Annotated in this window: 5 protein-coding genes; 3 read left to right on the top strand and 2 right to left on the bottom strand. The window is 60.2% G+C overall.

Annotation, left to right across the window (positions count from 1 at the left end; all coding sequences use genetic code 11):
• Window positions 1–77 precede the first annotated feature (77 nt).
• Together ACESMZ_RS02705 and ACESMZ_RS02700 are read left to right on the top strand one after the other, a co-directional pair.
• Entirely contained in the window at window positions 78–1181 is a 1104-nt protein-coding gene (locus ACESMZ_RS02705) for a histone deacetylase (RefSeq protein WP_372972153.1), read from the top strand.
• A 224-nt stretch (window positions 1182–1405) separates the two neighbouring features.
• Complete coding sequence (locus tag ACESMZ_RS02700; RefSeq protein WP_372956963.1) at window positions 1406–1792, top strand: DUF4168 domain-containing protein; 387 nt, start codon at window positions 1406–1408, stop codon at window positions 1790–1792.
• 146 nt (window positions 1793–1938) lie between these two features.
• On the opposite strand, the gene ACESMZ_RS02695 is transcribed toward ACESMZ_RS02700, so the two are convergent.
• Window positions 1939–2145: a cold-shock protein gene (locus ACESMZ_RS02695; protein ID WP_248234132.1), complete on the bottom strand. Its 207-nt coding sequence runs from the start codon at window positions 2143–2145 to the stop codon at window positions 1939–1941.
• Between the two features lie 256 nt (window positions 2146–2401).
• Window positions 2402–10990 (bottom strand): GH36-type glycosyl hydrolase domain-containing protein, encoded by an 8589-nt coding sequence (locus ACESMZ_RS02690; RefSeq protein ID WP_372972152.1) that lies wholly within the window; start codon window positions 10988–10990, stop codon window positions 2402–2404.
• 420 nt (window positions 10991–11410) lie between these two features.
• Between ACESMZ_RS02690 and ACESMZ_RS02685 the strand changes: the two genes are divergently transcribed.
• Window positions 11411–13000, top strand: coding sequence for an ABC-F family ATPase (locus ACESMZ_RS02685; RefSeq protein ID WP_372956960.1), 1590 nt, complete (start codon window positions 11411–11413; stop codon window positions 12998–13000).
• Window positions 13001–13097 lie beyond the last annotated feature (97 nt).

The raw sequence follows: 13097 nt of genomic DNA, 5'->3' as shown, positions 1-13097 counted from the left end.
GTTGTTTTCCTCCCAATTCAGGCCCCGGCCGACTAGTCTGAAGGGAGATAAACCAACACTTGGGAAGGGAAAACCCCGTGATAGGCGATCGAACTGTCAGTGTCTTCTACGATGAAGTCATGCTGGGGCATAATCCCCAGGTTGACCTGCCCTTCATGCCAAGCCGTGTGGAAAAACGCGTCCGCTCGATTCTCCAGAACCTTGAATTCAAGTGGAGCTACCCGGAGCACCCGGGCCGGTTGTCCGCGATCAAATCCTGGCTGGACAACTACCCGGTGCCTGGCGTACGGATTGAACAGGGAGCGCCTGCGGCAACCTATGAGCAGCTCTCCCGCGTGCACACCACCTCCTACCTGGACCATCTTTTTTCATTGACGGGCCAGCGGGCCTGGCTCGACCGGGACACCACCGCTGTATCCCCTGACAGCATCCACGCAGCCACGGCCGCCGCAGGCAATGCGATTGCGGCCGTGGAGAGCGTCATTGCCGGGAACTCTGACAGTGCGTTTGCCCTGGTGCGGCCGCCGGGGCACCATGCCGAACCGGTACGGGCCAGGGGTTTCTGCCTGCTCAACAATGTCGCCATAGCGGCGGCCCATGCCCATGCCAAACTCGGCTGCGAGCGCATCCTGATCGTGGACTGGGACGCCCACCACGGCAACGGGACCCAGGAAATCTTCTGGGCCGACCCGGATGTGTTGTTCTTCGATACCCATTGTGCAGCGCCGTTCTACCCCGGCTCAGGGCTGCTGCAGGACGTGGGCGAAGGTATGGGCGAGGGCTACACCATCAACATCCCCCTGCCAGAGGCGGCCGGTGACATCGCTTTTGAGAAGGTGTTCCGGGAAATTCTGGTGCCTGCCGCCGATTACTTCGAGCCAGACCTGGTGCTGGTCTCTGCCGGCTTCGACCCCCACCGCAACGATATGGCCTTCAATGTGTCCTATGACGGTTTCAGGATGATGGCCAGCATCGTTCGGGACATTGCCGACCGACACTGCCATGGACGGATCGCCTGCGTACTGGAAGGGGGTTACAACCTGACGTCCCTCGGCCGTGGTGTGCATGCGGTTCTGGAAATTCTCGCCGGCGGTGATGCCCCTGTTCTGAAGGAGCCCGGTATTGCGGAGGCAGAAGAAGCCCTGGCGTTCCACCGTTCGGCCTTCGGTGAGCAAGCCTGACGCCCCGATGTCACATCACCATGCCTCATGTGGCAATCTGCCACAGACCCCATTAAGCAAAAGTAACTCGGAAAAATTTCTATCGCATTGTTTTAAAACGTTTTTTAAATATTCTATCGAAGAAGGAAAACCTGGCACGGGGGTTGTAAGGGAGAGAGTGCATTCATCTTCGGGACTCATTAAACCCTGTCCCGAGTGCTTAGCACCAAACCAAGGAGAGCATTATGAACAAGCTTCTGACCTCACTGACCGTATCCATGGCGCTGCTCGCAGCCGGTCCGGCCATCGCTCAGCAGTCTCAGCAGCAGGGCCAGGAACAGGGCGGTTCAGCCATGCAGGGCCAACAAAGTGCCCAGGCCAATTTTGACGATGCCGAGCTGGAAAAGTTCGTTTCCGCCCAGGAAGGCATCAACGAAATCCGTGATGAGTACATGACCAAGATCGAATCCGCTGAAAGCCAGGAGGAAGCACAGAAACTCCAGCAAGAGGCCAACGAGGAAATGGTAGGTACGATCGAAGGGGAAGATCTGGATATCGAGACCTACAACGAGATCGCCACCGCCTACAACAGCGATCCGGAAACCCGTGAGCGTGTCGACAGCATGATGTAAGCAGCGCTGTCACGGTCCCCTGGAAAGCCCCGGCCACTGGTCGGGGCTTTTTTGTTGCGTGCCGGTCTGGGGTATTCGCTTTCCATTCCTGCGCGCAACAAAAAAGGCAGCCGAAGCTGCCTTTTCAGGTCATGCAGTTCGCTGAATCAGATAGCGACTACATTGTCTGCCTGCGGGCCTTTCTGGCCATCGCTGACATTGAACTCAACCTGCTGGCCTTCTGCCAGGGTTTTGAAGCCGCTGCCCTGGATGGCGCTGAAGTGAACAAACACGTCCGGGCCGCTTTCACGAGTGATAAAACCAAAGCCTTTTGCTTCGTTAAAGAACTTGACTGTGCCGGTAGTAAGAGACATATAAAAATATCCTGTATTCATTAATTTTGGTTGCCGCCAGCTCATCAGAATAATGGCCGGTCAGCGGTATGCGGAAAAAATATGAAGACTCGAAAACAGGACGGTGGACTACCAGTAATAACCAGAGAAACGTCTTATTCTTGAAGTTCGAAACAAATCTTTTCTACCCACCCACAGTAACCCATAAAGTCCCTGGGACCTAATTTATTTTTATAGGTACAAACCTCTGAACCGGAACTGGAAGTGACAAGCGGTCTCAGGTCCGGGCTTCAACATGGACGACATGCTCATCGCCGTCGTTTACAAGTGGGATGCGACCACCCGGACATTCGGTACCGTCAAGGCTGGTACGCAGGTCGGCGTCTGCCGGCCCGCTCATTTTCCCTATGCTTATGTGGTACACCGTATCGTGGAAGGCGTAACGGATTTTATACCCACCCCACTCCGGCGGGACACGCGGTGTGATCCGCAGATAGTCGCCTTCCAGCTCCAGCCCCAGCAGGGTTTCCACCGTCAGGCGATACATCCATCCTGCGGCACCAGTGTACCAGGTCCAGCCACCCCGGCCGATATGGGGAGCAACCCCGTAGATATCCGCGCTCATGACATAGGGTTCAACCTTGTAACGAGCCACCGCTTCCGGCGTTTTGCTGTGGTTGACCGGGTTGAGCATCGCAAACAGCTCCCATGCGCGGCTCGTATTCCCCATCAGGGCAAACGCCATGGTTGCCCAGATGGCCGCGTGGGTATATTGCCCCCCATTCTCCCGCACACCGGGGATATAACCCCTGATGTAACCGGGCTCCAGGTCGGACCGGTCAAACGGAGGGTCCAGCAGCTGTATGATCTGCTTGTCCCGCCTCACAAGGCGCTGGTCAACGGCCGTCATTGCCGCCAATGCGCGCTCCGGTTCCGCGCCGCCCGAGATAACACCCCAGCTCTGGCTGATCGAGTCGATCTGGCATTCATCGTTCCGGGACGAGCCCAACGGGGTGCCATCGTCGAACCAGGCCCGCTTGTACCAGTCGCCATCCCAGGCCTCGGCCTCAATGTTGCGTTTGAGGCTCGTCGCCTGCTCCCTGCACAGCTGCGAAAACGCCATATCGTCACGCTGGTGCGCCAGGTCAGCGAACAGCTCCAGGTTTTCCAGCAGGAACCACCCCAGCCATACGCTTTCTCCCTTGCCCTCCTTGCCAATAAGGTTCATGCCGTCATTCCAGTCGCCACAACCAATCAACGGCAAGTGATGTACGCCAAAGCGGAGCCCGTAACGGATGGCCCGGACACAGTGGTCGTAAAGGCTCGCGGTTTCCGTCGAGCGGCTCGGCTGGTCGTAGTAGGATTCCTCGTCGACATAAAGCTCCCGTCCTTCCAGGAAATGAACCTGCTCATCCAGCACGTCCATATCGCCGGTTGCCCGCACATACAGGCATGTGGCGTATGGGAGCCAGAGATAGTCATCAGAGAAGTGTGTACGCACGCCCTGCCCTTTGGGCGGGTGCCACCAATGCTGGACGTCGCCTTTCATGAACTGGCGGCCGGCATGACGCAACAGCTGCTCCCGGGTAACGGATGGCACCGTATGGATCAGCGCCAGGGTATCCTGTAACTGATCACGGAATCCAAAGGCCCCACCGGACTGGTAATAGCCACTGCGTCCCCAGAGCCTGCAGGACAGGGTTTGATAGACAAGCCAGCCGTTGGCAAGCACATTGAGTGCCGGATCAGGTGTGTCCACCTGCACCGCCCCCAGGGTCCGGGTCCAGTAATCGCCGACATCATCCAGGGCCTGCTGCGCGCCAGCCCGCCCGCCAAACCGCTGGAGCAGTTGTCTGGCTTCGGCGGTGTTGGCCGCGGCTCCGAAGACGAACACAACCTCATGTTTCTCGCCGCCGGCCAGGTCGATGCGGGTCTGCAGGGCAGCACAGGGATCCAGTCCAGCCCCGGTCCGCCCCGAGAGGCGCTTGCTGCGCATCACTGCCGGCGCCGACAGCGATCCGTTGCGGCCGATGAACTCGGCCCGGTTGCCGCTCGCCGAGCGCTCCAGGTCGCTGACCTGGGCGAACACAACCCGGTTGGCACACTCTCGACCATAGGCGTTGCGGGCAAACAACGCGCCGCTGAGGGGGTCTGTCTCGGTGACGATATGCATCAGGTTACTGTGCCGCCACTCTCCCATGACCAGCTCCCAGTATCCGGTCAGCGACAGGCTCCGGGCCTGCGACGTCCGATTTTCCAGGGTGACCACCACGAATTTGACCGCCGCATCCATAGCGACATAGGTAATCATTTTCGAGGCGATACCGGCTTCCAGGTGTTCGAATACGCTGTAACCAAAACCGTGGCGGCACAGGTAACCGGAATGCCCTGCCGCTGGCAGGGGTGTCGGCGACCAGAACTCCCCGGTCTGCTCGTCCCTCAGATAGAAGGCCTCTCCGCTGATATCCGACAGCGGATCATTGTGCCAGGTGGTTAACCTGAACTCATGGGCATTCTCGGCCCAGGTGTAGGCACTGCCGCTCTCGCTCACCACCGTGCCGATATGGGGGCTTGCAATCACGTTCGCCCAGGGGGCTGGCGTTACCTGCCCCGGTTCAAGGGTAATCACGTATTCCCTGCCATCGGGTGAAAAACCGCCCAGGCCATTGAAGAAAATGCGCTCCGGCGCCTCCAGTGGCACCACCGGGTGATCAGCTGGCTGCTCCTGGGGTTCCAGCCGGTCGGACCGTCGCTCTGCTGAGATGCGGCGCTCCACCTGTTCAATGCGGGTTTCGGCCGTATCCCTGAAAACGATACGGGCAACGGTCTGCAGCAGTACCCGGTCTTCCTGGGAAATCTCCTCCGCGCGCCGCAGGAACACCCCCCCCGGCTTGTCCACCAGCTGTGCCTGGGATCCCCCGTTTATCAGCCCGACGATCAGGTCCTGCAACACCGCGCGATAACCGGAGAAGTCCTCATTGATGATCACCAGATCCGCAGTCAGTCCCTTCATTCGCCAGTAGGCATGGGCGTTGAGTACCTGTTTGACCAGGTCAATCCTGTGCACATCACCGATATGTAACAGCACAATCGGCAGGTCACCGGATATGGCAAATGGCCAGAGGGAGGACTGGCGCAAACGGTTGCGGGCAATGATCGACGGTTCTGCACGACGCAGGGCATTACCAAAAATGACCGAGTTGGCCAGCCGGCCGAATACCTGGGCGTCTGCTTCTGTGACGTTCAGATGGCGCAGTACCTCCTGGCTCTGGAACCAGGACATCTCAAATGCACGCTCGACAAAGTGTCGGTCACAGTATTTCTCAAGCAGAGCCAGGGCCGCCTCCCGGGTATCCGCAATTCCGGAGATGATCTGTACCGTGGCCGACCTGTCCGGGGCAAGCGACAGCGTATTGCGAATGGCCACGACCGGGTCCAGCACCGGCCCCTCGGTGTTGGACAGGGCGTTATTTGCGGGCCCGCCCGTATTGCTGTTCTCCATGGCCAGGGGGTTGGCCGCCGTTCTGCCGCGACCGATAAAGCGGGCACGATCCGTTTCGTAACTTGCCTGGTCGGCGGTCACCCCCGGTGCGGCCAGCAAATGGAACATCCAGGGTACCTGCTCGCCGGGCGTGCGCCGCCTGCGGGTACAGAGGATCGCCTGATGCTCCGGCAGAATTTCGGTCTGCACAAAAAGGTTACTGAAGGAACGGTGCGCCAGGTCGGCATTTAACGGTGCCAGCACCACCTCCGCATAGCTGGTCACCTCGATATGGCGTGTATGGGTGGACTGGTTCGTGAGTGTGAGCCGGCGGATCTCGACGTCATCTTCCGGCGAAACGCTGATCTCGGTATGGGTTTCAATACCCAGGTCGCACCGCCGGTATTCCGCTCGTGCCTGTACAAAAATGGCACTGTAGTCGTCGGCCTGGCGTCGGGTGGGTTGATGAGCGGCTGACCAGTAGTCACCGGTATCAACATCCCGCAAATAGATGAACGTGCCCCAGCTGTCGGTGGTGGCATCTTCACGCCAACGGGTAATGGCCATGTCATGCCAGCGGCTGATGCCCCCTCCGGCATGGGTCGCCATGACATGGTAGCGCCCGTTGGACAGCAGGTGCACTTCCGGGAGCTGCATGTCCGTATCGCTGAATACGCGCATGGTGGAATCGGCGTCTGCGCCCGGCGGCGCCGCTGCGGCACTGACCTCGGCAGCGTGGGGGTGCAGCGTCGCCCCCTTCCTGGGCACTCGCTCCTGCAACAGCAGTTCCGTAGCCCGTGCCTGCGGATCGGCCATGAAACGGCGCTGCATGGGCTGACCGAGCAACACATGGGCGAAGGCAAGCAGGCTCATACCCTGATGGTGCGCCATGAAGGTCCGTACGATGACGTACGACTTGCCATGGGGGACCCGCGAGGGTGTGTAATCAATGGCCTCATAGAAGCCATAGGACCCGACAAAACCCTGCTCCGCCAGTACCTGCAGATTGCGGCATGACTCCCGGGGCATGACCGTCAGGGCCAGGGCGGTGGCATAGGGCGCGATGACCAGGTCATCGCCCAGCCCTCGCTTGAACCCCAGCCCCGGCACCCCGAAGGCGCGATACTGATAGACCTGGTGCACGTCGGTGGCGTTGTAGCAGGACTCGGAAATCCCCCAGGGCACCGCCCGCTGTCGGCCATACTCGATCTGGCGCATGACTGCTGCCTTACAGGTCTGATCCAGCAACGTATCCGGGTAACTCGGCATGATCAGCTGGGGCATCAGATATTCGAACATGGAGCCGCTCCACGAAATCAGGCTGATATCACTGCCATGACTGGTCAGCAGACGCCCGAGCGTGAACCAGTGCTTTTGTGGCACCTGACCCTGGGCGATCAGCAGAAAGCTTGCCAGCCGGGCCTCGGAAGCCAACAGGTCGTAGCAGGCCGGGTCCCGGCGTCGCTCCCCCACGTCATAGCCGATGGTCAGCAGGCCGCTGGCGGTATCGTAAAGGAAGCTGAAATCCATCTCGGCCAGGTCATCGCAGCGCCGGATCAACCGGTCAATCTGGTCAACCTGCCTGCATGCCTCCCCACCGGCACCAACCAGGTCCTGCCGGCAGGGCTGCCCGCTCCCCTGCCAGGTTTCCGGAACCAGAGCGGTCAGCTCTTCACGAAAAGCCCGGAGCTGGCTGTCGAATGACCTCGCCCAGTACACCGGCTCATCGCCCAGGCCCGGGGTGACCGACGCCAGGTCGGCCAGGTCACTGCAGGCGTCGTCAATGTCGTTCAGCGCCCTGAGGCCCCCTGACAGTGTCTGGTCCGCCTCGCCGATAAGACGCTCAAGACAGACCTGCAATACCCCCACCCTTTGCGCCAGCTCAGGAGGGACCGAATCCGGCAGGTGCGCCGCAAGTAACGTCAGGGTGTCCTGCAGCCCGGCAAATGCCGACGGGGGCAGTATCGGCATGTCTTTCAGTTCGGCCAGCCCGCCCCGCAGAGTGAGCAGACTGCCTGCCAGATTGCCGCTGTCCACCGATGAGATGTAGCACGGTCGCAGGGGTTGTAACGTCCGGGTGTCGTACCAGTTATAGAAGTGGCCATGGTAGCGTTCCAGCTTTTCCATGGAGGCCAGTGTGCTTTCAGTACGCTGCAGACACTCCCCTACCGTCAGGTAACCGAAATCCACAGCGGTCAGATCCGCCAGCAATGACATGCCGATGTTGGTGGGCGAGGTGCGGGATGCAATCGCCGGGGCCGGGTGTACCTGGAAATTGTCGGGAGGTAGCCAGTTATCATCCGGGCCCACAAAGTCCGCGAAGTAACGCCAGGTTTGCCTCGCTGATGTTCTCAGGAAGGCCCGCTGCCCCGCACCAAGGCCGGGTGGTGGCGCGACGAGGGGCAGGCTGATCCACCAGGCAAAGACCGGTGACAGCGCCCAGAGCAACAGTACCGGTGCAGCAAAGAGCCCGTTCGCCGGTTGGCCTGAGGTCAAAAATAACGCCGCGAGCGCCAGTGCAAGGACAGGCGCAACCCACATTTCCCGGAAAAACCCGGAAAGTGTGCGGCAGGCATTGCGGCGGGCGTACGACGGCAACTGCCATAACAGGAGCCCACGTCGGGAGAACAGCATACGTCCCTGAGAGCGCAACATCGCACCGAGGGTAACCAGCGCGTCGTAAGGCAGAAAGACCAGTGTCAACAGCGCAAGCGCCACCGGACGTCCTGTGGATTTTCCGGTCAGGGCCAGGTGCACCAGCCAGTCCCGCTCCCTGGGCTTGCGAATCAGTTCAATGACGCTGGATATGGCAGCGGGCAGCACTATCACAGCCAGGACCCATAACGTCCAAAGCCAGCCGGGCCCGGGGCCCGTCAGCCAACCGGCGATCAGCAGAACGAGCAGCGACGGCGCCACCAGGCTGCGCCTGAGATTGTCAAAAAGCTTCCACCGGGACAACGCTGTGAGAGGGTTGCGGTGCCACCTCAGCTTCTCGCCCTCCGGGCCGGCAGGCTCGCGAACCCAGGGCAGCAGCCACCCTGCCAGTTGCCAGTCTCCCCGTATCCAGCGATGGCGGCGGCTCGATTCCTGGGTGTAACTGGCCGGGTGTGCTTCAATCAGCTCAACATCCGTTACCAACCCGGAGCGGGCGTAACCGCCTTCCAGCAGATCGTGGCTCAGGATCAGGTTCTCGGGAAACCGGCCATTGGTTGCCTCACGGAACGCATCAACGTCATAGATACCCTTGCCAATAAACGAGCCCTCGCCGAACACATCCTGATAGACGTCGGATACCTCCCGCGTATAGGGATCGAGACCCGAGTCACCGGCGAACAGCCTCGCAAAACGCGACTGCCCCGCACTGACCAGGCTTATGGACACCCGGGGTTGCAAAATGGCGTACCCCTCGACAACACGCCCCTTCCCGGCGTCGTACACGGGCCGGTTCAGGGGGTGCGCCAGATTGCCAACGAGGGCGTGGGCGGCGTCCCGGGGAAGCTGGGTGTCGGTATCCAGGGTGATGACATACCGGATCGACCTGAAAACGGAACAATCGCCGACGATGGCCGAGAAGGCTGTGACCGCCTCGCCCCTTAACCGCGCATTAAACTGCGCCAGCTTGCCCCGCTTGCGTTCATAGCCCATCCACACCCGCTCATAGGGATTCCAGCGCCTTGGCCGGTGAAACAGGTAGAAAACACATGGCCTGTCATCGTTGTAGGTTTCGTTCAGGGCTTTGATCCCGTTACGGGCATAATCCAGCAGGGCCTCATCCCCCGGCAGGGTCTGCTCGGACGCGTCGGCAAAATCCGTCAGCAAGGCAAAGAAGACATTGGCGTCGCGATTGCCCAGGTAGCGAATTTCCAGGGCCTCAAGCAGGTCGTCTGCATCCTGCTCTGACGTCAGCAGGGTAGGCACGACCACCATGGTCCGGTGATGCTCCGGAATGCCTTTGGCAAAATCCAGGCGCGGCAACACGCGGGGCGGCAGGGTCAGTGCAGCCAGCAGGTTCACCAGGGGTGTCGCCAACGCAGACGCTGCGATCAACAGGGGCAGGCTGAACAACCAAACCCACCAGCCGAGACCATCAGAGCCGCCCCGGTAAAGGCCACCGGACCAGGAGCCAGGTGCAGCCAGCACCACCGCCGTCAACAGCACCGACAATAACAGGATAGGCCCCACATAGAGCGGCAACCGGAGATTGCTACGCCAGCGGCTTAGCCGGGTGCTGATGCCGGGCCGGTAACCAACGGCGTGCTCCAGTCTGGCCCGCCCTTCATCAATCAGGTAGTAGCCGACGTGCGATCTGCGATCGAGACCGTGCTCTATCTTTGCAGCACTCTGGCGGGCGAGCACAATGGCCTCGTGCGCAACCTCCATTTCGCTGAACTGGCTGGACCGGGCCAGGTCCTCGACAACATGCCGGTAGCGATCCCGGGTGGCAAAATCCTGGCTGGCATATCCCTCGCCATTGCCCCCGACACCTATCGGGTCTTCCCGCAGTATCTGTTCGACGGCGCTCAGTGACTCTACGAAGTCCGACCAGTCCATGGTGTCTATAAAACGAAGGCTGCCAATGCTGTTCGCCATGGAAATCTGGTTCGCCGCTGCGTTACGGCCAGCCGCTTCAGACAGGCTGGCAGGGGTCACTCCCTGCTCAAGCAACTGCTGCTCAACCCAGGTCTGTACGAATGCCAGCGCGGACTCCTGCGCCCGGAGCCGTTCGTAGAACTCCTCCACAAAAGGCGCCGTCAATGGAATATCGGCGTTGGCAAACTCGGCAAGTAACCGGATCAGCTTTTTCGGTTCAGTCTCTGCTGTGGCCAGCATTCGGTCTGCCCAGCTGACCGCCGCGTTATACTCTTCACGGGATTGTGCGATCCGTAACCCCACGCAGCGGAGGTTCTCCAGTAATGCCAGTTGCAGCATGATCGGAAACGCCCACAACTCACCCAGCATCAGCGGCTCAACACTCTGGTAGGCCGCAATGAAGCTGGTCACGTTGTCGTTGTCGACACGGCCGTCCATGTGGGAAATCAGCTCCAGCGCCAGCTCATAAATGCGGGGCAGCCCCGCCAGGGGGCCTGTAACCAGACCGGGTAACTGGCTACTGAATCCGCGGGGCAAGTGACGACGTGCCAGCGAGATCTGCTGCTCAATCAGATAGAAATTGTCGAGTAACCAGGCTTCCGCAGGCACAACCTGCTGCCCCGAAGCCACGTCTCTGGTCACTACGTCATAAGCCTCCTGCAGCACCCGCTCGTTATCTGCCAGCCTGGGCAGGAGCCGGTCCGGTCCGGTACGTAAACCACGCCGATGCTGGTCTGCCAGGGTTACCGCATGGCGCTTCAGCTGCTCGATGCTGAACAGCTCTGCCTGCAGCAACCCGGTATCCAGTGCATGACGCGGGCCGTGGTGGCGTGTCGAGAATCCGAACGTTTTGGTGGCTATGGCAAGACTCCTTGTCCGGGCCTCAGATGAGCAACGCAGCCCGGTTCGAGACCGGTAACGACCGAACACGAGTCCGTAAAGGCAGGCCGTATGGCTATGCGGACAATGCAGGCAGGCACTGGCAGCCGGCCATTTCGGGGAGGGACGAGAAACACACTGTATGAGTAGACAATAGACCCGCACCAGCGGTTGGGCAAGTGGCCAGAAGGCCCTGTGCCAGAGCATGGCGCGGGGAGGACCAGCCTCTGGCAACCTGGGCTATCAACCCCCGGCAACTACCTGTACACTATGCACCCAATTTTTCGGGCAACCCCCTTCCGCCGGGCCGCCCTCTTCCTTCCAGGACCGTTTCTTTTGATTTCTACCGCAAACCTCACCATGCAGTTCGGGGCGAAACCCCTGTTCGAGAACGTTTCTGTCAAATTCGGCGGCGGCAACCGCTATGGCCTGATCGGCGCCAACGGCAGCGGCAAGTCCACCTTCATGAAAATCCTTGGGGGCGAGCTCGAGCCCTCCAGTGGCCAGGTTATGCTGGCCCCGGACGTTCGCCTGGGCAAACTCCGGCAGGACCAGTTTGCCTATGAGGACTATACCGTTCTGGATACCGTCATCATGGGCCATGAGCGACTCTGGCAGGTGCACGCCGAACGGGAACGTATCTACAGCAAGCCGGAAATGTCAGAAGAAGACGGCATGGCCGTGGGTGAGCTGGAGAATGAATACGCGGAACTCGATGGCTATACCGCCGAGTCCCGGGCAGGGGAACTCCTGCTTGGCCTTGGCATTCCGCTGGACCAGCACAACGGCCCCATGAGTGAGATCGCTCCCGGCTGGAAACTCCGCGTGCTGCTGGCCCAGGCGTTGTTCTCCGACCCGGACGTGCTGCTGCTGGATGAGCCAACCAACCACCTGGACATCAACACCATTGGCTGGCTGGAGCAGATTCTGATCGCCCGCAACAGCACGATCATTATCATCTCCCACGATCGCCATTTCCTGAACAGTGTCTGCACCCATATGGCCGACCTGGACTATGGCGAGCTGCGCCAGTTCCCGGGCAATTACGACGAGTACATGACCGCCGCCACCCAGGCCCGTGAGCGTATCCAGGCCGACAACGCCAAGAAGAAAGCGCAGATTGCCGAGCTGCAGACCTTTGTCAGCCGGTTTTCGGCCAATGCCTCCAAAGCCAAGCAGGCCACCAGCCGAGCGAAGCAGATCGACAAGATCCAGCTGGAGGAAATCCGGCCGTCCAGCCGCATGAGTCCCTTTATCCGCTTTGAGCAACACCGCAAACTCCACCGCCAGGCCGTGGTTGCAGAGAAGGTCAGCCAGGGGTTTGACGACGAGGTGCTGTTCCGCAACCTGGACCTGCAGATCGAAGCTGGTGAGCGCGTGGCCATCATAGGCCCCAATGGTATTGGCAAGACCACCCTGCTACGCACACTGGTAGGAGACCTGACACCCCGGGAGGGCACCGTAAAATGGGCGGATGCGGCCCAGGTGGGCTACTTTGCCCAGGAACACGGGGACGACTTCGCTGATGACAGCAACCTGTTCGAGTGGATGTCCCAGTGGACCGAGGGCGGTGAACAGCTTGTCCGGGGCACACTCGGACGGATGCTCTTTTCCAACGACGATATCGGCAAATCGGTGCAGGTCATTTCAGGTGGCGAACAGGGACGCATGCTGTTTGGCAAGCTGATACTCCAGAAGCCCAACGTACTGGTAATGGATGAACCCACCAACCACCTGGACATGGAGTCAATCGAAGCCCTGAACCTGGCGCTTGAGCACTACCCGGGCACACTGATCTTCGTAAGCCATGACCGGGCGTTCGTTTCCAGCCTGGCCACTCGCATCATCGAGCTGTCCGAAGATGGCGTCACTGACTTCAGCGGTACCTACGACGACTACCTCCGTAACCTGGGTGTTGCGGTATAACGGCTGTTGTCTGGACAAGGCAGTGGATCTGACCGACACTGCGAAAAGTCACAGACCGGATACACCCCGGCTTTCCGTCGGGATTACGGTGGTTCCA

It is taken from the genome of Marinobacter sp. (genome assembly GCF_041690615.1).
GTDB lineage: Bacteria > Pseudomonadota > Gammaproteobacteria > Pseudomonadales > Oleiphilaceae > Marinobacter.
Note: the sequence above shows the minus strand (reverse complement) of the source record. Positions and strands in the feature narration are given on the sequence as shown.